Annotated in this window: 24 protein-coding genes; 14 read left to right on the forward strand and 10 right to left on the reverse strand. The window is 71.4% G+C overall.

Annotated elements, in window-relative coordinates; all coding sequences use genetic code 11:
• Window positions 1–60 precede the first annotated feature (60 nt).
• A complete protein-coding gene (locus AB0J71_RS35910) occupies window positions 61–624 on the reverse strand; it encodes a dihydrofolate reductase family protein (protein ID WP_352328194.1) in 564 nt (187 codons plus the stop codon).
• Window positions 625–716: 92 nt separating this feature from the next.
• On the opposite strand from AB0J71_RS35910, the gene AB0J71_RS35915 reads away from it, so the two are divergent.
• Complete coding sequence (locus AB0J71_RS35915; protein ID WP_352328193.1) at window positions 717–1,463, forward strand: TetR/AcrR family transcriptional regulator; 747 nt, start codon at window positions 717–719, stop codon at window positions 1,461–1,463.
• A 195-nt stretch (window positions 1,464–1,658) separates the two neighbouring features.
• Here the strand turns inward: AB0J71_RS35915 and AB0J71_RS35920 are convergent, their stop codons facing one another.
• Window positions 1,659–1,958 carry a hypothetical protein gene (locus AB0J71_RS35920; RefSeq protein WP_364418364.1) on the reverse strand — a complete coding sequence of 100 codons (300 nt, stop codon included), beginning with the start codon at window positions 1,956–1,958 and terminating at the stop codon, window positions 1,659–1,661.
• A 713-nt stretch (window positions 1,959–2,671) separates the two neighbouring features.
• Here AB0J71_RS35920 and AB0J71_RS35925 point away from each other — a divergent pair.
• Entirely contained in the window at window positions 2,672–3,526 is an 855-nt protein-coding gene (locus AB0J71_RS35925; RefSeq protein ID WP_364418366.1) for a hypothetical protein, read from the forward strand.
• The gene (locus AB0J71_RS35930; RefSeq protein ID WP_352324631.1) at window positions 3,523–4,077 is read left to right on the forward strand and encodes a hypothetical protein; all 555 of its coding nucleotides are present in this window, start codon (window positions 3,523–3,525) and stop codon (window positions 4,075–4,077) included. Before AB0J71_RS35925 ends, AB0J71_RS35930 begins: the two co-directional genes overlap by 4 nt.
• Before the next feature lie 66 nt (window positions 4,078–4,143).
• Here AB0J71_RS35930 and AB0J71_RS35935 read toward each other — a convergent pair whose 3' ends face one another.
• Window positions 4,144–5,112 carry a YafY family protein gene (locus AB0J71_RS35935; protein ID WP_352324630.1) on the reverse strand — a complete coding sequence of 323 codons (969 nt, stop codon included), beginning with the start codon at window positions 5,110–5,112 and terminating at the stop codon, window positions 4,144–4,146.
• A 61-nt stretch (window positions 5,113–5,173) separates the two neighbouring features.
• Between AB0J71_RS35935 and AB0J71_RS35940 the strand changes: the two genes are divergently transcribed.
• From AB0J71_RS35940 to AB0J71_RS35950, 3 genes are all read left to right on the forward strand, one after another.
• Window positions 5,174–6,160, forward strand: a complete 987-nt coding sequence (locus AB0J71_RS35940) for an NADP-dependent oxidoreductase (RefSeq protein WP_364418368.1) — start codon at window positions 5,174–5,176, stop codon at window positions 6,158–6,160.
• A complete protein-coding gene (locus AB0J71_RS35945; RefSeq protein ID WP_364418370.1) occupies window positions 6,157–7,215 on the forward strand; it encodes a winged helix DNA-binding domain-containing protein in 1,059 nt (352 codons plus the stop codon). The genes AB0J71_RS35940 and AB0J71_RS35945 overlap by 4 nt, the downstream gene beginning before the upstream one ends.
• A gap of 132 nt (window positions 7,216–7,347) precedes the next feature.
• Window positions 7,348–7,617 carry a hypothetical protein gene (locus tag AB0J71_RS35950; RefSeq protein WP_364418372.1) on the forward strand — a complete coding sequence of 90 codons (270 nt, stop codon included), beginning with the start codon at window positions 7,348–7,350 and terminating at the stop codon, window positions 7,615–7,617.
• A 24-nt stretch (window positions 7,618–7,641) separates the two neighbouring features.
• Here AB0J71_RS35950 and AB0J71_RS35955 read toward each other — a convergent pair whose 3' ends face one another.
• Both AB0J71_RS35955 and AB0J71_RS35960 read right to left on the reverse strand, forming a co-directional pair.
• A complete protein-coding gene (locus tag AB0J71_RS35955) occupies window positions 7,642–9,060 on the reverse strand; it encodes a hypothetical protein (protein ID WP_364418374.1) in 1,419 nt (472 codons plus the stop codon).
• 134 nt (window positions 9,061–9,194) lie between these two features.
• The gene (locus AB0J71_RS35960) at window positions 9,195–10,016 is read right to left on the reverse strand and encodes an NAD(P)H-binding protein (RefSeq protein WP_364418375.1); all 822 of its coding nucleotides are present in this window, start codon (window positions 10,014–10,016) and stop codon (window positions 9,195–9,197) included.
• Between the two features lie 131 nt (window positions 10,017–10,147).
• On the opposite strand from AB0J71_RS35960, the gene AB0J71_RS35965 reads away from it, so the two are divergent.
• Both AB0J71_RS35965 and AB0J71_RS35970 read left to right on the forward strand, forming a co-directional pair.
• Entirely contained in the window at window positions 10,148–10,612 is a 465-nt protein-coding gene (locus AB0J71_RS35965) for a MarR family transcriptional regulator (RefSeq protein ID WP_352324624.1), read from the forward strand.
• Window positions 10,613–10,810: 198 nt separating this feature from the next.
• Window positions 10,811–11,803 carry an MBL fold metallo-hydrolase gene (locus AB0J71_RS35970; RefSeq protein ID WP_352324623.1) on the forward strand — a complete coding sequence of 331 codons (993 nt, stop codon included), beginning with the start codon at window positions 10,811–10,813 and terminating at the stop codon, window positions 11,801–11,803.
• Here AB0J71_RS35970 and AB0J71_RS35975 read toward each other — a convergent pair.
• Both AB0J71_RS35975 and AB0J71_RS35980 read right to left on the reverse strand, forming a co-directional pair.
• Window positions 11,800–12,615 carry an MBL fold metallo-hydrolase gene (locus tag AB0J71_RS35975; RefSeq protein ID WP_364418377.1) on the reverse strand — a complete coding sequence of 272 codons (816 nt, stop codon included), beginning with the start codon at window positions 12,613–12,615 and terminating at the stop codon, window positions 11,800–11,802. The genes AB0J71_RS35970 and AB0J71_RS35975 overlap by 4 nt on opposite strands.
• On the reverse strand, window positions 12,609–12,758 hold the full coding sequence (locus tag AB0J71_RS35980; protein ID WP_364418379.1) for a hypothetical protein: 150 nt from the start codon (window positions 12,756–12,758) through the stop codon (window positions 12,609–12,611). The genes AB0J71_RS35975 and AB0J71_RS35980 overlap by 7 nt, the downstream gene beginning before the upstream one ends.
• An 80-nt stretch (window positions 12,759–12,838) precedes the next feature.
• On the opposite strand from AB0J71_RS35980, the gene AB0J71_RS35985 reads away from it, so the two are divergent.
• On the forward strand, window positions 12,839–13,342 hold the full coding sequence (locus AB0J71_RS35985; protein WP_364418381.1) for a helix-turn-helix domain-containing protein: 504 nt from the start codon (window positions 12,839–12,841) through the stop codon (window positions 13,340–13,342).
• Between the two features lie 86 nt (window positions 13,343–13,428).
• On the opposite strand, the gene AB0J71_RS35990 is transcribed toward AB0J71_RS35985, so the two are convergent.
• From AB0J71_RS35990 to AB0J71_RS36000, 3 genes are read right to left on the reverse strand one after another with little or no spacing between them, the layout of a single operon-like run.
• A complete protein-coding gene (locus AB0J71_RS35990; RefSeq protein WP_364418383.1) occupies window positions 13,429–14,193 on the reverse strand; it encodes an ABC transporter permease in 765 nt (254 codons plus the stop codon).
• Window positions 14,190–15,746: an ABC transporter permease subunit gene (locus AB0J71_RS35995; protein WP_364418385.1), complete on the reverse strand. Its 1,557-nt coding sequence runs from the start codon at window positions 15,744–15,746 to the stop codon at window positions 14,190–14,192. The genes AB0J71_RS35990 and AB0J71_RS35995 overlap by 4 nt, the downstream gene beginning before the upstream one ends.
• On the reverse strand, window positions 15,743–16,660 hold the full coding sequence (locus AB0J71_RS36000; protein ID WP_364418387.1) for an ATP-binding cassette domain-containing protein: 918 nt from the start codon (window positions 16,658–16,660) through the stop codon (window positions 15,743–15,745). The genes AB0J71_RS35995 and AB0J71_RS36000 overlap by 4 nt, the downstream gene beginning before the upstream one ends.
• 123 nt (window positions 16,661–16,783) lie before the next feature.
• Between AB0J71_RS36000 and AB0J71_RS36005 the strand changes: the two genes are divergently transcribed.
• The 5 genes from AB0J71_RS36005 to AB0J71_RS36025 all read left to right on the forward strand — a co-directional run bounded on the left by AB0J71_RS36005 (window position 16,784) and on the right by AB0J71_RS36025 (window position 20,254).
• Window positions 16,784–17,953, forward strand: coding sequence for a HAMP domain-containing sensor histidine kinase (locus AB0J71_RS36005; protein ID WP_364418389.1), 1,170 nt, complete (start codon window positions 16,784–16,786; stop codon window positions 17,951–17,953).
• Complete coding sequence (locus AB0J71_RS36010; protein WP_352324614.1) at window positions 17,950–18,621, forward strand: response regulator transcription factor; 672 nt, start codon at window positions 17,950–17,952, stop codon at window positions 18,619–18,621. Before AB0J71_RS36005 ends, AB0J71_RS36010 begins: the two co-directional genes overlap by 4 nt.
• A gap of 123 nt (window positions 18,622–18,744) precedes the next feature.
• Window positions 18,745–19,644, forward strand: coding sequence for a serine hydrolase domain-containing protein (locus tag AB0J71_RS36015; RefSeq protein WP_364418391.1), 900 nt, complete (start codon window positions 18,745–18,747; stop codon window positions 19,642–19,644).
• 9 nt (window positions 19,645–19,653) lie between these two features.
• Window positions 19,654–19,905: a hypothetical protein gene (locus AB0J71_RS36020; protein WP_364418393.1), complete on the forward strand. Its 252-nt coding sequence runs from the start codon at window positions 19,654–19,656 to the stop codon at window positions 19,903–19,905.
• A 163-nt stretch (window positions 19,906–20,068) separates the two neighbouring features.
• Entirely contained in the window at window positions 20,069–20,254 is a 186-nt protein-coding gene (locus AB0J71_RS36025; RefSeq protein ID WP_364418395.1) for a hypothetical protein, read from the forward strand.
• Window positions 20,255–20,279: the final 25 nt, after the last annotated feature.

The raw sequence follows: 20,279 nt of genomic DNA on the forward strand, positions 1-20,279 counted from the left end.
CCCGAAGGACCACGACAGGCGCCAGCCGTTGAAGGTCGGGGTGGTCCGTGGCCGAGCGGCTCAGCGGCGGACGCGGTAGCGGATGTGGGTGGCCTCCGGGGTGTCGATCACCTGAAGGATCTCCAACTCGATCTCCGACGGCAGGACGTCGAACAACCGGCGTCCTGCGCCCAGGAGTACGGGAATGTGGTGGATCTGCACTTCATCCAGCACACCGGCCTGGAGGGCCTGCTGCACCGTGTACGCGCCGCCGCGAATCTGGACGTCCCGTTCCCCGGCGGCGGCCTTCGCCTGCGCCATCGCACTCTCGATCCCGTCGTTCACGTAGGTCACCAGCGGATAGCCCCATCGGGCGGCCGGACCGGGCGGCCGATGGCTGGGGACGAAGATCGGGAGACCGTTGTGAGAGCCGCCCCAGTGGTCCATGAGCTCAGCGGTCCGCCGTCCCGCGAGGATCGCACCAGCTCCGTTCCATTCGTCCTGGAACTGCTTGACCGGCCCGGGATGCTGGTCCGAGTCAGCCCACTTGTGCAGCCGCTCACCGTCGTCGCCGCCGAGGTAGTCGTTGGGATCGGCGATGTACCCGTCGAGGGACATCGACATGTCGAGCACTGATTTGGACATGGCCCACTCCCTGTCTGCCACGGCGCTAACTGTGTCCTCAGGACACTGTGTACGCTAGAGACAGTTTTGACCGCTGGCAAGTGGGAGGCGACATGTCGGCCAACGAAGATCCGAGGGCGCTGGCCGAGCTGTTGTGGGGCCTGCGGAAGCCGCACACCAGAGGCCCCAGGCCCGCCTTCGACCTCGCCCGGCTGGCCGACACCGCCGTCAAGGTCGCCGACGCCGAGGGCCTGGAGGCGGTCTCCATGCAGCGCGTCGCCGCCGAGCTCGGCCTCACCAAGATGGCCCTGTACCGCTACGTCAACGGCAAGACAGAGCTGATGGCCATCATGATCGAGGCGGCGGTCGGCACACCCCCCGACCTGAGCGGGGCGGCCGGCTGGCGGGCCAAGCTGGAGGAGTACGCCCGCGCACTGTCCGCCGTCTGGCGGCGCCACCCCTGGCTGCCCTCGATCACCGTGGGCGACCGCGTCATGGGCCCACGTGAGACCGCATGGTCCGAAAGAGCCCTCAGCGCCCTCACCGACACCCCCCTGACCGAACGCGAACGGCTTGACGCGGTCATGATGGTGTCCCACCACCTCCGCGCCACCCACCCGTCGGCCGCCCAAGGCTCTCAGACCTGGACGGACGGCAACGCCGCCGCCATCATGCGAGACCTGCTGCTCCTCAACGCCGGCCACTTCCCGCTGCTGGCCACCACCGTGGCCACCCCGTCAACCACCACCACCCGGGAATTCGGCCTCCTCGCCCTCCTCGACGGCCTCGAACGCACCATCACTCAACGCACCCACAACAACGGCGACGACCGAACGGCTTCGCGCTCCGACCCTCCGTGAGCGGCGACCGAACACGATCTGCCCACCGCCGGCCGGATTCCGGCCGGCGCCACTCCCGCGGCCCCTGTGAGTCTCGTCCAGTTGCGTCTGCACCTCCTGAGGGGAGGGAACCGCAGTGGGCGTACCCCCGATCCGGGGTGTCCGCGCCGACGTTCCTCGGCCTGCCCTGACCGGTCGAGCCCGGCCTGTACTGGATCAGTCCAGGGCGCGGAAGCTTCCGATGTTGCCCTGTTTGGTGGTCCCGGGCTCCACGGGGTCGAAGACCTGGATCCGGCAGTTCGAGTCCGGGAAGACCAGGACGATGCCCGAGGTGCGGTTCAACAGGCTGCTGCCGGGGCCGAAGCCGGGGTGACATTGGTTGGGCTGGGGGTTCGTGATGATCCTGCTCTGACCGTCGGGAGAGAACAGGCGCACGATGCCGGGGGCGGCGGCCGCGGGGGTGGCGCAGACGAGCGCCAGGGCGACGGCGGCTGAGACGGCGGGGATGGGTCGCACGAGAAGTCCCTTCGAAAATGACCGATTCCATCACACTATGCAACTATAAAATTACTTAGAGTAACTATCCTTGACGGTACAAGGACCTCCCTGATCCGAGGTGAGCCAGGTGACGGCCTGGACCTCCGACAGCTACTGCGACCCCCGACAGCGCGGGGACGACGCTGGGACCGAATCAGAGGCTGGGCCTGCGCCATGGCGTTGACCTGGCAGGATCCCCTTCGGTTGAGCAGACCGTCGCTGTGACGCCAGGACGCTCGAATCCCCGAGCGGGGCGCATGCGATGGTCAAGGTCTACGGCGACCGCGCTTACAAGTACGTGGCGATGGTTCGCCATCAAGGAACCACTGTGGCGTTGGCGATGGACGCGGCGCGCCGAACGTCGCCTCTCCCGACCGTCCGCGCAGCATGGTCAGGCTGAACAGGGTCTCGGCCATCGGGCCCAGCGTCGGCGCCACCCTGATCCGCGCCAGGTCGTCGCCGGTGAAGTGAATTCTGTGCATTCGCCCCCCGAACACGTCGCCGTATCGGTAACGGAACGCCGCCGATCGGCCACGCACGTCGCTGAGCGGCGGGATTAAGCCAGGACTTACAAGCCTCCCGGCAGCTGATTTCTTCCTGCGACAGTGAGCGGGCCGCCTTTCCGTGGAAAGGCGGCCCGACCCGACCTCAGGCGAGTCCACTTCGGGGGAATTCACGTGTCAGGACGACAGTTGCGGCATGCCCTCATCGGGCTGGCCGTGCTTGGCGGATGCGCGGTTGCGCCGGTTGCGCCGGTGGAACCGGACGTTCTCCAGCAGGCCGAGCAGGTTCTCATCGGCGCCTGCATGAGCGGGCGGGGCCTGCGGTACTGGCCGGAGCCGAAAAGCAGGACTCCGGACATGGACCGTTTTCCCTTTGTCGTGGACGACGAGGAATGGGCGCGGAACAACGGGTACGGCAGGGCGGCGAGAAAGGAGCTGGAAAAGGCGGCCGTCCCTGCGCAGAACTACTTCCGCGGCCTGCCGGAGGGGAAAAGGCGCGCCTGGCTGACCGCCTACCACGGCGACCGGTCCGCCGTCCTGGAGGCGGCGCTGCCCGTCGGCGGCACGGTGGGTCACAGTGCCGGCGGCTGCGTGGCGCAGGCGTGGCAGGAGCTCTACGGGGACAAGGCGCGCTGGTTCCGCGCCAGCAGGGTCACCCAGACGCTCGTCCAGATGCGGATCGGCCGGACCCAGGCCGACCCCGCCTACGGGGCCGCGCGTCAGCGCTGGTCCGCGTGCATGAAGGCGGCCGGGTTCACCGCCGACACGCCGCTGGCTCTGCGCAGGGAACGTCTGGCCGACCAGGAGGGCGGCGCGGAGGACCGTGACCGGCGGGCCGCGACGGCGGAAGCACGCTGCGCGACCTCCTCCGGCTTGTCGAGGACGGCACGCGACCTCGACCAGGCCAACGCCGCCGCGCTGGAGGCGCGCTATCCGGCCGAGTACCGGAACGCGCGCAGCCTGCGCGAGGCGGCGCTGCCGAGGGCGCGTGCGCTGATCAGGAAATCGCTCATCGCTGAACAGGGAGAGGAAACCCCATCGTGAAGGTTCTGAGGAACGCGTTGCTCGGCGTCATGACCGTGGCCGCGGTGCTGACCGCCTCGACGGCGGCCTACGCCGAGCCGGCCCCCGCGCCCACGTCCGAGGCGGCGAGGCCGGCGGTCGAGGCGGTGAAGCCGCAACGGCCCGAGGGCAAGCCGAAGATCCAGTCGGGGCTGCCGGTGCGGGCGCTCAACGCCGACGGCAACTTCTACGTCTGGTCGGACGACATGAACAAGGCGCTGCTGTACACGGGCGACGCCTACAACGGCTGGCCGTCCGGCTGGAACAACAAGGTGGACGTGGTGTGGAACAACGGCTACCCCGGCCCGTACGACGACGTGAACATCTACGACTACGCGCCCTGGTCCGGCAGCGCCTACGCGTGCATCGGCAACGGCGACTACTGGGACCTGCGCCGCACGGACATCAACTACGTGTTCTCCTGGGTCAACGACGGCGCCGACGCGTGGCAGCGCGAGCCGCTGGGCAGGCGCGTGCACGACAACGGCAGCGGCCACATCTGGGTCGACTGGTGCGGTAACAACAACCGCTAGACACGCATCCGGCCCGTCTTCCCCCACGGCGGGAAGACGGGCCTCAAAGATGGCCTGCCGCAGCTGTCACCGCGTCCGAGGGGCCGATCTGTCGGCGGCGTCGAGGAACCGGGTGCCCCAGTTTCTGAGGTGATCGACGAACTCCGGCGATTCAAGCACCTCGAATTCGGCGCCGATGTTGCCCAGCGCCTGCGTGGGCCAGTCCAGGCTGGTGGAGACCATCGTGAGCCGGCATCGACCGGGGGCGACCGGTTCGATCTCACCCCATCGGCCGGCCGTCCGGCGCACCTGTTCCGCCGGTGCGTGCACCAGCGCGACGACTGTCTTGGCGGTGGGAACCTGGGCCGCGGCGCGGACGAACGCGGCGGCGTCCCCGCCGGGCAGCGGCCGTGGCAGGAAGGAGGCGCCGGTGTTGCGTGGCCGGGCCAGCCGGTCGAGGCGGAAGCTGCGCCAGTCGTGCCTGGTCAGGTCGTAGGCCACCAGATACCAGCGGCCCGCGAGCGCGACGAGGCGGTGGGGCTCCACTTCGCGTTCGGTTCGCGCGCCGGCGCGTGTGACGTAGTCGAAGCGCAGCCGTTCCTGGTCCCGGCACGACTGGGCGATCATCGTCAGCACCTCGGCCGGGATCACCGGCCCGGCCGAGGCCGCCGAGACGGTCATCGCGCGAAGCGCGTTCACCCGGGCCCGCAGACGAGGCGGCAGGACCTGCACCACCTTGGTCAGCGCGCGCACCGCCGCCTCCTCCAGCCCCGCGATGCCGCTCTGCGCCGCGTCTCCCATGCCGACCGCCAGCGCGACCCCTTCTTCGTCGTCGAGCAGCAACGGCGGCAGCACGGCTCCGGGCGCCAGCTGGTAGCCGCCGTCGGTGCCTCGGGAGGCGTGCACGGGATAGCCCAGCTCGCGCAGGCGATCGACATCCCGGCGAAGGGTGCGTTCCGACACGCCGAGCCGTTCGGCCAGATCCGCGCCGGGCCAGTGGCGGTGCGTCTGCAGCAAGGACAGCAGGGTGAGCGTGCGGGAACTGGTGTTGGCCATATCGCCATTATCGGGACACTTCCGGTCAGAAACTGGCCGGAAGCCTCCCTAGGGTGGTCATATGATCACTCACGAGGTTCAGTTGACCGCCCAGATCGCCGCCGTCCCTGGCCCCGAGCACTTCACCGTCGTTCCGGCCGAGATCGAGGGCGAGGTCGTGGTCCGTACCGACCACCTCGGGCTGGCCGCCACCTATCTCGAACTCATGCGCGCCGACTGCCATCTGCCGATCCCGGCCTGGCAGCCCGGCCGGCGGGTGGGCGTCATGGCGATCGGCACCGTGCTGAGCTCGGCGAGCCCTGACCTGCGGGAGGGCGACCTGGTCCAGTCGATGAGCGGCTGGAGCACGCACTCGGCGGGACCGGCGGCCTCCTACGTCAAGCTCGACCCGGACGCCTACCCCGACCCGAGCTACCACCTGGCCCAGGGCCCGACCGCCTACCACGGCGTCGCGGACGTGGCCGAGGTCGGCGAGGGCGACGTCGTCTTCGTCTCCGGCGCGGCCGGCGGGGTCGGCTCGCTGGCAGGGCAGATCGCCCGCAACCTGGGCGCCAGGAAGGTGATCGGCAGCGCGGGCAGCCAGGCCAAGGCCGACTACCTCGTGGACGAACTCGGCTTCGACGCCGCTTTCGACTACCACCACGACCCGCTCGCCGCGCTCAGGAGACTGGCCCCGGAAGGCATCACCGTCTTCTTCGACACCGTCGGCGGCGCGTTGTACGACGCCGCGCTCGAAGTCGCCGCGCCGGGTGCCAGGTTCGCCCTGTGCGGCTCGTTGTCCACCCAGCTCGGCGCCGCCGCCGACCGTTTCCCCGCCCCCGACCGCGACGCCGCCCTGGCCAGAAGCGTCGAGCTGCTGCCGTTCTCCTGCCACCACACCCCCGACCAGGTCGCCGCCTGGCACCGCCACTTCCGCGCGGCGCTCGACCAGGGCCGCTTCGTCCACCCGCAGACCGTCGTCGAGACCGGCATCGACGGCGTGCCCGGCGCGTTCCTGGCCCTGCTGCGCGGCGAGTACCGCGGCAACGTCTCGGTGCGGCTGGCATGACCGTCCTGTCCCGCCGGACGCTCAACCGGGCCCTGCTCCAGCGGCAGTTCCTGCTGGAGCGGGCCGACCTGACCGCCCTGGAGGTGATCGGCCGGCTGGTCGCCATGCAGGCGCAGGAACCGAACTGGCCCTACGTCGGCCTGTGGGCCCGCATCCGCGACTTCACCCACGCCGACCTCACCGCCCTGCTCGCCCAGGGACGGGTCGTGCGGTCCGGCTTCCTGCGCAGCACGATGCACCTCGCCGCAGCCGACGACTTCCGCCGGCTGCGGCCGGTGTTGCAGCCCGTCCTGAACCGCACCGCCGACTCGGCGCACTTCCGGCGCAGCAACGCCGGACTCGACCCCGGAACGCTGGTGGCCGAGGGACGCGCCCTGCTGCGGGCCGGGCCGCTGCCCAGAAGGGAGCTCGCCAAGCACCTCGCGACCCTCCATCCGGGCCGCGACGGCCGAGCCCTGGCGGGTGAGATCGAGCTGCGCACGCCGCTCGTCCACGACGCGGCCACCGCGTCCTGGGGCGGGTGGGGGACCCGCTCGTCGATCACCGTCAGCGACGCACCGGTCGACGCCCCGCAGCCCGCCGCGCTCCGCGACCTGGTGCGCCGCTACCTGGCCGCCTTCGGGCCCGCCACCGTGGCGGACGTCCAGACGTGGTGCGGGCTGACCCGGCTGGACGAGATCGTCTCGGACATGGGCGCGGATCTGCGCCACTACACCGGCCCCGACGGCCGGCGCCTGCTCGACCTGGCCGACGTCCCGCTCCCTGCCCCAGACACCCCCGCGCCGGTGCGGCTGCTGCCCGCCTACGACAACGCCCTCCTGGGCCATGCCGACCGCAGCCGCATCATCGCCGACGCCGACCGCAGGCACGTCTTCCCCGGACAGGCCAGGGTCCTGCCCACCGTGCTCGTGGACGGCCACGTCCGCGGCACCTGGTCCTTCACCGCAGGCGAAGTACGACTGGCCCCGTTCACAAGCTTCTCCCGGGACGAACGGCAGGCGATCGACGACGAGATCAGCCGGCTGCTGCCGTTCCTGTCGCGCCGCCGAACGTGACGACCCGTGCGTCCGGCCGGCACCAAGCCGGAGTTTCCGGAGAAGACGCCATCCTTCATACGTTCGTCGATCTTGGGTCAATTGTCGGCGAGGGCAGGCTTTCGGGTGCGTCCTGCAGGGGAGAGTCGCGGCATGACCACGGATGCCCGGCCCACGGCCGATGACCTGCTGAATTACGCCAGGAAGCTCCATGAGCTGGCCGTCCTGCTCAAGTTCGACAAGGACTTCGAGAGCAGGTTCAGCGCCGCCGTCGAGGCGGGCGACGAGCGTGAGCTCTCCGGTCTGCTGGCGCCTTTGGGGTTCGAAGGGACCTCGATTGCGGACAAGGTCGTCGAACGTGGGAAGTGCGAGCATTGCGTGCTCTGGCAGGGCAAGTGGGTCTGCCACCCGCTCTGCTGGTAGCGCCCGCATCTGTTCCGCGGGCCGTCACAGGACGGTCAGGTGGCCGTACCTGGACAGGGCCGCGGCCAGGTCGCCGGAGCTGCCGCGGAGTGTGGCGTCCAGAAAAGCGACGGTGGCCGCCGCGGTGATGCGCGGCCCGGCCGTCCGGCCGAGAGAGCCGACGAGCGCGGGCAGGGGCGGCATGAAGAGCGGGGCGTCGGTGAAGGTGAGGTGCGCCGTGCCGGGGACGGTGAGCCGGTAGCCGGTCGCCGTGCTGAGCTGGAGCACCTGCGTGAGGCGCGGGATGTAGTCCGGCGTCTCGCCCGGTTCGAGGTCGTGGGTGAGCGCGAGCACGGGCTGGTGGAACGGTCGCGCGGCGGGGTCGCGGGGGAAGCCGTCCAGGTCGATGACGGCTGCGAAGCGGGGGTCCTGGCGGGCGGCCTGCAGGGCGGCGGCGCCCCCGAGGGAGTGACCGGTCGCCGCGGCGCGGCGGGTGTCGAGCCGCCCGCTCAGGAGGCCGGGGATCCCGCCACGGTCCAGGCGGCCGAGCTGGGTGAGCACGAAGCTGAGGTCCGCGGCCCTGACCGCCGTCCATCCGGCCGCGCGCCTGTTGTCCTCCGCCTGGTCGCCGGTGGCCGCGACCTGGGTGCGGACCGTCCGGCCGTCGGCGAGGGTGACGACGGCCGAGTCGTACGGGTGGTCGAGGGCCGCCACGACGTATCCGCGGCTGGCCAGTTCCTCGGCCCACGCGGTGTTCTGGGTGCGCACGCCGCCGAGCCCGGGCGAGAACAGCACCACGGGGAACCGGTCGCCGCCGGCCGCCGGCGCATCGGGCACCGCACGTGTGCGGGCGCGTGGCGGCTCGTCCAGGACGAACGCTGGAAGGCCCAGGTAGTCGGCCTGGCCGCGGGCGACGACCTGGGCGTCTCGCGCCGTGCGGCCGAGGTACCGCGCGCGCTCGGCGTCCGGGGGGACGTCCTGCGCGGGATACCAGAGCTGGACGACGACCACCCGCTTGTCATCGGTCCGGGACGTGGCGGCTTCCGCGCGATCAGGGTCGGCCCACTGGACGACGGTGGTGCCGACGGCGTGGGCGCCCGACGGCTCCGGGAACACGGGCAGGGGCAGCGCCCACGCCGCCGTCGCGCCCACGACGATCAGGGCCAGGCATGCCGCCGACCCCGGCAGCGCCACCCACCATCGAGCCCGCCGCCCGGCGCGCCACCCCAGCAGCGAGGGCGCAGCGAACGCCAGCGCGAGGCCCCCGCCTGCGAGGACGGGGAGGAGTTGCCAGCGGATCCCGAGCACGGCCAGCACGCCCGCGGACACCACGAGGGCCGCCGCACCGGCCAGGGCCGACGGCCGGCGCGCTCCGGGCGGCAACCAGCGGGCCAGCACCAGCACGACGGCGGAAGCCAGGGCCAGGAGCTCCAGCAGGGACAGGCCGAACACGGTCACATTCATGTGATCACAGTCGCGCAAGGACCTCGGCCGGACATCGGGCCCGAGGCCGAGAGCCGCATGCGACCCCGGTATGACCCCCGCGACCAGTCTGCGCCCGGAGTCGCAAGCGGCCGCGCTGCGGCGATCACGGCGGGCTAGCCGAGGAACGCCGCCCGGTTCTCCTCGGCCCAGGAGGCGAACGTCCGCGCGGGCCTGCCGGTCAGTTCCTCCACGACCGCGGTGAGCTCGATCGGACGGCCGTCGCAGCTCTGCCAGTAGTCCAGCAGGGCGTCCGCGAAGGTCGCGTTCATGTACTGGGCCATGTCGGCCTTCCACTCCTGCCTGGTCACGGGCGTGATCGCGATGTCCCGCCCGGTGACGCGGGAGAGGATCTCGATCTGCTCGGTGAACGTGAGCGACTGGGGGCCGGTCAGTGTGTACGTCCTGCCGCCGAGGCCGGGGTCGGCCAGAACGGCGGCCGCCACCGCCGCGATGTCCGCTTCGTGGATGGCGTCGACGTGCGCGTGCGGGTAGGGCAAATTGATCGGCGTCCCGGACTTGACGGCCCACGACCACGCCATCGCGTTGCCGCAGAAGGTGCCGGGCCGCAGAACGGTGCTCGGCACGGGCGAGGCCGCCAGGGCGCGTTCCGAGACGAGATGCGTGGCGGCCAGGGGGCTGCTGTCGGGATCGGGCATGAGCACGGCGGCGGACGACAGCAGCACGACGTGCTCGACCCCGGCCGCCTCGGCCGCCGCGGCGAACTCCTGCGCGTGCGACGGCTCGGCGTACAGGAACACCGAGGTCACGCCGGCAAGCGCAGCGCCGAAGGTGGCCGGATCGCCCAGGTCGCACCTGACGACGGACGGGTCGGCGGGGGCCTTGGAGGCCGGACGTACAGAAAGGCCCTGCTCGCGCAGGAGGCCGATGAGGGCGGTCGCGACGGCGCCGCGAGCGCCCGTGACAAGAACGGTCATGTGGGTGCAGATCCCTTCGCAGACGCTTCGCGACGCGAGCGCGACGCCTGTCGATAGAATGAGAGCGCGACACAGAAGTTGTGTCACGCAAATAGTGTGTGACGAAGATTATGAACAGTATGGAGCCGCACGTGTCAAATCGAGCCGAGATGCTCAAGCGCATCAGCGACGAGAGCCAGCGCCACTACGCGGCCTACACGCTGTTCAACCAGGCCATGGCCGACCAGCTCGGCCTGCACCCCACCGACCTGCAGTGCGTCGCCCTGCTCGACCTGGAGGAGCGGCCGGTCAGCACCGGCGAGATCGCCCGCCTGGCCGGCCTCACCCCCGGATCGGCCACCCGCCTGGTCGACCGCCTCGACAAGGCCGGTCTGGTCGTACGGCACGCCGACCCGGCCGACCGCAGGCGCGCCCTGGTCGCCCTGACCCCGGAGGCCCGCGCCCGGATCGGCGCGGCCTGGGACGTCCCAGGCAGGGCGTTCGTCGAGATGCTCGACCATTACGACGACGACGCGCTCGCCCTGATCGCCGACTACCTGGAGCGGGCCGCCGCGGTCGGCCGCGCACAGGCGCAGCGCCTCACGACGTCCGCCTAGGGCGCGCGTTCCGCGGCATGCGGCCCACGGTTGGCGACGGCCTGCTGGAACAGCGGTGATATCCACTCTGCAATCGCCTGGCCTACCCTGCCAATATTGGACGCCGCAAGATCTGTTCTGATCTGCTGGGCGGGCATCGATGTCCCTCCGGGCCGATCAGATCAAGGTCTGGGCCCGTGAAAGAGCAGGTGTTCGACCATGGCCCTCGGGCAGCCCGTCTCGTCCCGCCGTGCGTTGCTGGCCGCCGCGGCTCTCCTGCCGCTGGCCGGCCGCCCGGTCGAAGCCGCCGCCGCCCCCAGGCGTGCTCGGCAGTACTACGACCGCGCCGCCGCCCTGGCCGGCGACGACCCGGTGCTGCGGGCCCTGGTCAAAGCGCTCGCGCCCGGCCTTGCGATGCCGAAGCCGAAGCCCCTCCGCCCGTTGCGCGTCTTCGACGACGTGGCGGTGCTGGGCACCACCTTCGTGCAGGCCACAGCGCTGTTCACCGCCGGCGGCATCGTCCTCGTCGACGCGATGGGCTCCCCGGACGATGCCGAGAAGATCATCGTCCCGGGGCTGCGCGCCGTGGGCGCGGACCCCGCCCGGATCAAGTACGTGGTGGTCGCCCACGGCCACGCCGATCACTTCGGCGGCGCCCGGTTCCTCGCCGACCACTACGGCGCCCGCGTCATGATGAGCCGGAGGGACTGGGACCTCATCGCCGCCGAACGTCCCGCGAACGCGCCCGTACGCGACCTGGAGATCGCCGACGGACAGCAGCTCACCGTCGGCGGCACCACCATCGCCTTCCACCACACCCCCGGGCACACGCCCGGCACCGTCTCGTCGATCTTCCCCGTGCACTGGAAGGGACGGCGGCACACCGCGATGTTCTGGGGCGGCACCAACCCGCCCGCCGCGACCGCGGACAAGCGCATCGCCCTGGCCTCCGTGCGCGCCTTCGCCGCCACGATGCGGCGGGCGGGGGTGGAGGTCGAGCTGACGAACCACGGCGGCGTCGACGACGGACTGACCCGCATCGAGCAACTGCGCGCCGGTACGACGGGCGCGGTCAACCCGTTCGTCATCGGCCGGGCCAGGACGCAGCGTTTCATGAAGGTCATGGAGGTCATGCTGCGCGGCCGCATCGCCCAGGACGAGGAGACGTCCGCCGGCCCGGTGACGGCGGCACGGGACGTCCCGTCGCGCTAGCCTCTGCGGGCGAGGCGCTGGAGCTGCCCTTCGTGCACGCTGCTCACCCACTCCCAGCCAGGCCTGGCCGACGGGCCGATCCGCGGATCGGCGGAGACGTGGCCGTTCCGCAACGCCAGCACGTACGCCCGGTCCTGTTCGATCCGCGCCTTCACCTGCTCGCATCCGCCGACGGAGCCATGGCCGGGGACGACGACGTCCACGCCGCCCGCCACCTCCTCCAGCAGCCGTAGCGCGGTGAGGTAGTCCTCGATCGGGTCGGCGGTGCCGTCCAGGTCGAGCATCGGAACCAGGACGTCGGACAACATGTCGCCGGCGACGAGGACCCCGCGTTCCCCGATCAGCAGCGCCGCGTGGCCCGGGGCGTGTGCTTGGTGCTCGACGATCCGGATCTCGGGACCGTCCCAAGGGATCTGTGTGGTTCCGGCGGGCAGGCCGGTGATGAGGCCGAGCAGGTCCAGCGGCACCTGGCCGGCGATCTCGGTCTCCAGCAGGTGGTCGGCGACGCGGGCCTTCGCGTCCTCGTCCGGCAGCTGCTCGCGGACGGCGGCCGCGCAGCGCGCCGTGCCGTATCGGGGCGCCTCGCCGAGCCGGGGGTGCCAGAGCAGGTGATCCCAGTCCGGATGCGTGGAGAACCCCGCCACGACGGGCCCGCCCAGTTCGCCGAGGTCGTCCGCGAGGCAGCCCATCTCGGCGCCGGTCACCCCGGGGTCGATGAGCAGCACACCGGCCCGGCCCCGCACCGCGACGGCGTTGCTCTGCACGAAGTCGCTCTCGTGGACCCACACGCCCTCCGCGACCTGCCTCAGCACGAGCTCGCCTCCTTCGCGTCCCGGACGGCGTAGTGATGCGGCTCCTCTTCGACACGCAGCCGTTCGCCGGCGCCGGCGTCCCTCGGAACCTGCTCGATCCGCAGGTCGAGGGACACCTGCATCGAGTAGACGAAGCGAGCCATGAGTTTCTCCCCAGCAAAAGTGCTTGCAATTTGCAACTACTATAGAGGGAGCGAAAACCCTGTCAATGAGGAGAGGAACCGTGGAACCACGGTCCGGATGCCCGATCAACGCCGCCGTCGAGGTGCTCGGAGATCGCTGGACGTTGCTCGTGCTGCGCGACGTCATGTTCGGCGACCGCCGTCACTTCCGGGCGCTGCTCACCGGGTCGGTCGAGGGCATCGCCTCGAACATCCTCGCCGACCGCCTGGTGCGGCTCGTCGAGGCGGGGCTCCTCACCCGCGGCACCGCCGTGCGGGGTCAGCGCGCCCGCTACAGCCTCACCGAAGCCGGCATCCAGACCCTTCCGATCATCTACGCCCTCGGCAACTGGGGCCTCGACTGGCGTCCGGGCAGCGACGACCTCCGCAACCGGCAGCAAGCCATGCGGGACGAGGGCCCGGCCTTCATCGAGGAACTCATGGACGAGCTGCGCGTCCGCCACCTCGGCGCCCCGCCGAAACCGCACGACGGCCCGGGCCCGTTCGAACGCCTCGACGCCGCCCGCGCCGAGGCCACCCCGCAGGACCACGTCGACCGACGGTGACGGCGGTCCGCTACCGACTGGCCGGTCTCGCGGCGAACCGTTGGACCGGCACGGTGACGGCGCGGCGCGGCAGGGGCGCTGCACGGCTATGCGTCGCGCGTCCGTAGCAGCAGCCCGCCGGCCAGGAGCGCCGCGGTGGCCCAGGCCGCGAGTACGCTCAGGCCGGCCCATGGGCTGAGAGGGAGCGCGGCGAGGCCGGTGGTGGCCTGGACGGCGAGCCCGGCGTTCATCGGGGAGATCTGCCAGAGAAGCCGCTGCCAGTCATCGTCGGCGATCATGAGGATGAGGGCGGGGAAGAGGTAGAGCAGGCCGAGCACGACCCCGATGGCGGTGGCGGAGTCCCGTACGGCGGTGGCGACCCCCAGGCTGAACAGGGCGATCAGCGCCAGGTAGAGGACCGAGCCGACGGCCGCGCGCAGCATCGGACCGCTGGTGAGGACGAGCGTTTCGGTGGGGAAGCCGTTGCCGAGCAGGATGGGCCGCGCAGCCAGCGCGGAGGCGAGCACGGCGACGCTCCCCGCGATCAGGGTCAGGCCGGCCAGGATGATCGCCTTCGCGGCCAGGACGCCGGTCCGGCGCGGCATGGCGGTCAGGGTGAGGCAGATCATGCCGGTGCCGTATTCGCCGGTGATCGCCAGGACGGCCAGGACGGCGACGACCGCCTGGCTCACCTGGACCCCGAAAAGGCCGATCCTGGCGGGGTCGTAGCCGCAGCCCTGCGTGGCACAGGACACGACGGCGCAGGCCGCGACGCCGGCGGCGACGGTCAGCACCACGATCGCGAGCAGCAGCCAGGCGGCGCCGGGCAGGGTGCGGAGTTTCGTCCACTCCGCATGCAGGTGCTCTCTCATGCGTCCCTCCGGCGGAGTCGAAGGACGGCCAGGCCGAGGGCGAGCGCGGCATAGCCGGCCGGCACGGCCAGACCGGCCCACGGCGGCAGCGGGTAGAACCCGGCGATGGGCGAGTAGTGGCCGAGCACGTGCGCGTACTGCGGGATGCTCTGCTGGACGGCGAAGCCGGCCGCCGGGGTGAGCCGCAGCAGCCACTGCGCCGCGCTGTCGGGCAGGACCGAGGTGGTGGCGAGGACGTGCGGGACCACGATCACCGCGATCGCGGTGATGACCGCCGCGACGCTGCGCCGCAGCAGCGCGCCGAGGGCGAGGGAGAGCACGGCGGCCAGGGCGAACAGCGCCGCCGTGCCGACCACGATGCGCGCCTGGGTGAGCAGGGACACCGGGAGGACGGCGTTGCCGTTGTCGCGCAGAATCCGCCCGCCGGCCGCGAACGTGATCGCGACGGCGGGCAGCGCGGCGGCGAAGGTGACCAGGCCGAGCGCCAGGGCCTTGGCCGCCAGCGTCCGGCCGCGGCGCGGGCCGGCCAGCAGGGTGACGCGGATCAGGCCGTGCCGGTACTCGGCGGTGATGAACATGACCGCCACCACGATCACCAGGATCAGCCCGGCCGGCACGCCGCTGAGGGGACGTTCGGCGGTCGGCCCCTCGATGGCCGGCGCGATGTCGCCGACGCCGGTGACGGAGAAGGTGCCGCCGGACTGGCCGGCGCGGCCCGGGTGATGCTCGGCCCCGTCGGGACCGACGGTGACGCCGATGTCGTCGTTGCGCCACCCGCCGGACGCGCTGCCCTGCAGCCTGACCTGGTCGAACTCGCCGGTGGCTTCGGTGAAGCGGGCCGCCGCGACGGACCCGCCGAGATCCCCCTGCGTGACCGTCAGATCCCCTGGGGAGGTCGCGAACAGCCCGGCCTGTACGGTCTGCGGGAGTCCGGCCAGGGTCACGGTGCCGATCCGCGTCCAGTTCGTGCCGTCGGCGGATTCGGATCCGGTGAGGGTGTCGCCGGAGCGGGTCAGCCGCAGCCAGCGCGGCGACTGCGGGGAGACGCCGCCCGCCCGGCCGGCCAGGTCGTGGGTGAAGTTGTGCTGCATCCGCACGCCGTGCGCGCCGGTCATCATCACCGCCGCGTAGGCAGAGCCCTGCTTGGTGCTCTCCTTGATCATGACGCCGGCCTTCGCCCACGGCACGAGGCCTGGAACCACGTTGCGCTGCCCGGGGGTGACGCCGGGCTTACGGATCTGGCCGGTCATGGAGGTGAGGCGGACGGTGATGCCGCCGTCGCCGGCCAGCGGCCGGTGCACGAAGAAGAACTTGTCGTCCACCGCCTCGCCGCCCGGACCCACCACAGGCGGGGGACAGGCGACCTCGACCGGACCGGCGCCGCACGAGGCGTGGCTGCCGGCCGCGGACAGCAGCCCGAGCAGCACGGTGACCAGCGCCGCCGCGGTCATGGCCACCACCCAGCCGCGCACCGTCCGGAATTTGATCCACTCGGCGCGCAGCAACCGCCCGAAGCCCCCGCGCGCGGCGGGGCGTTGAGTGTGCGTGGTCATCGTGTCGTTCCCCGGTATTCGACCGCGTCGGCGGTGAGCTCCATGTAGGCCTGCTCCAGCGTCACCCGGTGCGTCGCCACCTCGGAGAACGGCACCCCGTTGGTGTTGAGCACCGCCACGATGCGCTCCGAGGGCAGCCCCGAGACGACGATCGTGTCGCGATCGGTCACGGCCATCGTGGCGCCGGCGTGACCCAGCACCGACATCGCCTCCGCGTGCGCCGCCGTGCGCAGGGTGACCCGGCCGCGGGAGGCGGTCGTGAGGAGCTCGGCCACGCTGGTGTCGGCGATGACGCGGCCCTTGCCCACCACCACGAGATGGTCGGCGGTGTCCTCCAGTTCGCTCATCAGATGGCTGGACACCAGCACGGCCCGCCCCTCACCGGCCAGCGACCGCAGGAAGCCGCGCATCCACACGATGCCCTCGGGATCAAGACCGTTGACCGGCTCGTCCAGCATGAGCACCGGCGGGTCCCCGAGCAGCGCGGCCGCGATGCCGAGCCGCTGGCGCATGCCCAGCGAGAAGCCGCCCGCCTTGCGCCGGGCGGCGGACTGCAGCCCGACCTGCCGGAGCACCTCATCGACCCGCCTGCCGTCCAGGCCCTGGGAGTGGGCCAGCCACAACAGGTGGTTGCGCGCGGTGCGGCCGGGCTGCAGCGCGCCGGCGTCCAGCAGCGCGCCGACGTGGGTGAGGGGGTTGCGCAGGCTGGTGTACGGCCGTCCGCCGATCAGCGCGTGGCCCTCCTCGGCCGCGTCCAGGCCGAGGATCACCCGCATCGTGGTGGACTTGCCCGCCCCGTTCGGCCCCACGAACCCGGTGACCTGGCCGGGCAGCACGGTGAACGACATGCCGTCCAGTGCCAGGGTCGGGCCGAACCGTTTGCGCAGCCCGCTGACTTCAATGGTTGCTCGCATGCGACCCGTTGTACGGACCCGGCCCTAACACGGGCCGAACAGAGGCTGTCACATCGCTGTTAGGTCCGGCACGGCATCCTGGAACCCATGCGAAAGTGGCGACGACCGGCACGTACCGTACGAATGCGCTTCACCGTCCTGTACGGTGCCATGTTCCTGCTGTCCGCCGTCGGACTGCTGGCCATCACCAACCTCGTGGGCCTCGGAGGGACGCGGGTCAGCCAGTCCGCACCTCCCGGGACCCCGCCGGGCGAGCCGGCCACGCTCGCCGCCGCCGTCGATCGCATCGCATGGCTCCAGGCCCAGCTGTCGGACACCCACACGGCCCAGTCACGTCAGCTCCTGATCGGCTCGGCGCTGGCGCTGGCGGTCATGGGGGTGGTGTCGCTCGTCCTGGGCCGCCTCATCGCCGGCCGGGTGCTGCGCCCGCTACGGATGATCACCATGGCCACCCGCCGCATCTCCGCCGACAACCTGCACGAGCGGCTGGCCGCGCAGGGCCCGGCCGACGAGGTCAAGGATCTCGCCGACACCATCGACGAGCTGCTGGAACGCCTGGAGAACTCGTTCGCCGCACAACGCCGGTTCGTCGCCAACGCCTCCCACGAGCTGCGCACCCCGCTGGCCACCATGCGCGCGTCCCTGGACGTGGCCCTGGCCAAGCCGGAGCCCATACCGGCGCAGACCGCCACGCTGGCCGACCGGCTCCGCACCGAACTCGACCGGATCGACCGCCTGCTCGAAGGTTTCCTCATGCTCGCCCGCACCGAGCACGGCGCCGTGACCGACCGCACCACGCTCTCACTCCACCACCTGGCCGGCGCCGCCCTGGACGCCCGGACCGCCGACATCACCGCCGCCAACCTCACCGTCCACCTCCCGGCCGCCCCCGGCACCCCGGGCGCCGCGCAGGACAACGCGTGGACGCAGGGAAACCGGACGCTCCTCACCCGCATGATCGACAACGTCATCGACAACGCCATCACCCACAACCACCAGGGCGGCTGGATCCGTCTCGCCACCACCACCGACGGCACGACAGCCCGGCTCGTCGTCGAGACCGGCGGGCGCGTCCTCGACCAGGAGCAGGTCGACCGGCTCGCGCAGCCCTTCCAGCGACTCGGCGCCGAGCGCACCCACTCCGGCACCGGCACCGGGCTCGGCCTGTCGATCGTCGCGGCCATCGCCGCCGCGCACGGCGGCGCCCTCGACCTGAGGGCCCGGCCGGAAGGCGGCCTCCGCGTCGCCGTCTCGCTGCCGGCGGTGGCCGTGCCGGCGGAGGTCGCGGCATGAGGGTGCTCGTGGTGGAGGACGCACGCCCCCTCGCCGCCGTGCTCGTCGAAGGTCTGAGCGATCAGGGCATGGCCGTGGACGTGGCCCACGACGGCCTGGAGGCCGCCGCCAAGCTCGATCTCAACGCCTACGACGTGGTCGTCCTCGACCGCGACCTGCCAGGCATCCACGGCGACACCCTCTGCCAGATGATCACCGAACGCGACGACCGCGTCATGGTCCTGATGCTGACCGCGGCCGGCGAGCCAGGGGACCGGGTCACCGGTCTGACCCTGGGAGCCGACGACTACCTGGCCAAGCCCTTCCACTTCCCCGAGCTGGTGCTGCGCATCCGCTCCCTGGCCCGCCGCCGGCCCACCGCCCGGCCCCGCACGTTGCGCGCGGCCGGCATCGAGCTCGACCCGCTGCGCCGCACCGCCACCCGCGACGGCCGCCACCTGGATCTGTCGGTCAAGGAGTTCGCCCTGCTCGAAGCCCTCCTCAGCGCCGCCCCGGCGTTCCTCAGCGCCGAGGACCTGCTCGAACAGGTGTGGGACGAGCACGCCAACCCCCTGACCAACACCGTCACGGTCACCATCGGCCGCCTGCGCCGCAAACTCGGCGACCCGCCGGCCATCACCACCACGCCCGGCGTGGGGTACCGGATCGCGGCCGACGATCTTCCTTAGCCATGGGGGTCCGGTAGGGGGAGCCTTACCCGGACAAAGCGGGTGTACGGGATCGTTTGTGACATAACTCTGCCGCCATGCTGGTCAGCGTCAGACTTTCGCGTTCCAGCAAGGAGCCACTAAGTGCACCTCGTTACCGCCAAGCCCCCGGCGTCCACCCGCTTGCTGGCCCTGGTCGCCGCAGGAACCGTCGCCGCCGGCGTTCTTGGTCTGGGTACGGCTGCCGCCAGCGCCGCGACGCCGAGCGCGTCCGGCGACGCCGTACAGACAAGCTTGGACAAGCTGGTTCGCTCCGGCGATTTCCCCGGGGTCGTGGCCGCGGTGCGGGGACGCGACGGGCGGGTGCGTGACTACACCGCCGGCGTGGGGGACCTGGAGACGCGCGCCGAGGTGCCGGTCAACGGGATGGTGCGCATCGGCAGCCACACCAAGACGTTCGCCGCCACCGTCGTCCTGCAACTGGCCGGCGAGGGCAAACTCGACCTGGACGCGCCGGTCGAGAAGTACCTGCCCGGCGTCGTCCGCGGCAACGGCAACGACGGCCGCAAGATCACGGTCCGCCAGCTGCTGCAGCACACTTCCGGCCTGCCGAATTACACGAACTTCCCGACGTTGTCCGGCATCCGGCACACCTATTTCGAGCCGCGGGACCTGGTCGACAAGGCCCTCAAGCAGAAGCCGGAGTTCGCCCCCGGCACGAGCTATGAATACACGAACACGGGATACGTACTGCTGGGCCTGATCGTGCAGAAGGTCACGGGCCGGCCCATGGGAGAAGAGGTCACCAACCGGATCATCAAGCCGCTCGGCCTGCGGGACACCTACTGGCCCGGCGTCGGCGAGCAGACCATCCGCGGCAAGCACCCGAACGGCTACCACGCCGAGAACGGCGGAAAGCTGGTCAAGTTCACCGAGATGGATCCCTCCTGGGGGTGGACGTCCGGCAACCTCATCAGCACTCCGCGCGACGTCACCCGGTTCCTGGGTGCGCTGCTGGGCGGCGACCTTCTCAAGGCGGCCTAGCTGAAGGAGATGAAGCAGACCATCGCCTCGCCGGCGCTCCCGCCCGGCGGGGGGTACGGGCTCGGCCTGATGAAGATCAAACTGAGCTGCGGCGGCCACGCCTGGGGCCACGGCGGCGACATCCCCGGGTTCGAGACCCGCAACGGCATCACCGAGGACGGCCGGAGCGCCACGCTCACCGTGACCGCACTGCCGACCTCGGACGAGAGCGCCGACCGCGTCGAGAGCACCCTCGACGCCATGCTCTGCGCCACGAAATAGGGTCGCGCCCGGGGTCGGGCTCGTCCGTGTGGACAAGCCCGGCGCCGGGCTTCCCGGCAAGTGGCGCTCAGCCGTCATACTGCGATTCGTGACCCTCGAAGAGGTACGCGTCCTCCACCGCACCGGGCAGTAGTGCTCCGGCGTCCGGACCGGCGGCAACGTCGTGGCCTACGACGTCGAGATCCTTCCGCCGTGGCGGGTTCCCGGCCGTCCCACGACCGACCGCTGCTTCGTGATCGCCGACGAAGGGGGGCAGATCCGCAGGCCGGTCACCTTCGACCAGGATCCGCCGGACTTTCCGCCCGCGGCCCTGACCGACCTGCCGCCCTTCGACGTCGCCCAGGGCTGAACGCCGCTACGGACAAGCCCCGTCG

The sequence above is a fragment of the Nonomuraea sp. NPDC049637 genome (assembly GCF_040675235.1).
Lineage (GTDB): Bacteria > Actinomycetota > Actinomycetes > Streptosporangiales > Streptosporangiaceae > Nonomuraea.

What these genes read in the sequence shown, in the direction of transcription:
- AB0J71_RS35995 (WP_364418385.1), bottom strand. Translation starts at nt 15,746, where the DNA reads ATGACCACGCACACTCAACGCCCCGCCGCGCGCGGGGGCTTCGGGCGG.
- AB0J71_RS35990 (WP_364418383.1), bottom strand. Translation starts at nt 14,193, where the DNA reads ATGAGAGAGCACCTGCATGCGGAGTGGACGAAACTCCGCACCCTGCCC.
- AB0J71_RS36000 (WP_364418387.1), bottom strand. Translation starts at nt 16,660, where the DNA reads ATGCGAGCAACCATTGAAGTCAGCGGGCTGCGCAAACGGTTCGGCCCG.
- AB0J71_RS35955 (WP_364418374.1), bottom strand. Translation starts at nt 9,060, where the DNA reads ATGAATGTGACCGTGTTCGGCCTGTCCCTGCTGGAGCTCCTGGCCCTG.
- AB0J71_RS35950 (WP_364418372.1), top strand. Translation starts at nt 7,348, where the DNA reads ATGACCACGGATGCCCGGCCCACGGCCGATGACCTGCTGAATTACGCC.
- AB0J71_RS35940 (WP_364418368.1), top strand. Translation starts at nt 5,174, where the DNA reads ATGATCACTCACGAGGTTCAGTTGACCGCCCAGATCGCCGCCGTCCCT.
- AB0J71_RS35915 (WP_352328193.1), top strand. Translation starts at nt 717, where the DNA reads ATGTCGGCCAACGAAGATCCGAGGGCGCTGGCCGAGCTGTTGTGGGGC.
- AB0J71_RS35970 (WP_352324623.1), top strand. Translation starts at nt 10,811, where the DNA reads ATGGCCCTCGGGCAGCCCGTCTCGTCCCGCCGTGCGTTGCTGGCCGCC.
- AB0J71_RS35910 (WP_352328194.1), bottom strand. Translation starts at nt 624, where the DNA reads ATGTCCAAATCAGTGCTCGACATGTCGATGTCCCTCGACGGGTACATC.
- AB0J71_RS35980 (WP_364418379.1), bottom strand. Translation starts at nt 12,758, where the DNA reads ATGGCTCGCTTCGTCTACTCGATGCAGGTGTCCCTCGACCTGCGGATC.
- AB0J71_RS36010 (WP_352324614.1), top strand. Translation starts at nt 17,950, where the DNA reads ATGAGGGTGCTCGTGGTGGAGGACGCACGCCCCCTCGCCGCCGTGCTC.
- AB0J71_RS36005 (WP_364418389.1), top strand. Translation starts at nt 16,784, where the DNA reads ATGCGCTTCACCGTCCTGTACGGTGCCATGTTCCTGCTGTCCGCCGTC.
- AB0J71_RS36020 (WP_364418393.1), top strand. Translation starts at nt 19,654, where the DNA reads ATGAAGCAGACCATCGCCTCGCCGGCGCTCCCGCCCGGCGGGGGGTAC.
- AB0J71_RS35935 (WP_352324630.1), bottom strand. Translation starts at nt 5,112, where the DNA reads ATGGCCAACACCAGTTCCCGCACGCTCACCCTGCTGTCCTTGCTGCAG.
- AB0J71_RS35960 (WP_364418375.1), bottom strand. Translation starts at nt 10,016, where the DNA reads ATGACCGTTCTTGTCACGGGCGCTCGCGGCGCCGTCGCGACCGCCCTC.
- AB0J71_RS35945 (WP_364418370.1), top strand. Translation starts at nt 6,157, where the DNA reads ATGACCGTCCTGTCCCGCCGGACGCTCAACCGGGCCCTGCTCCAGCGG.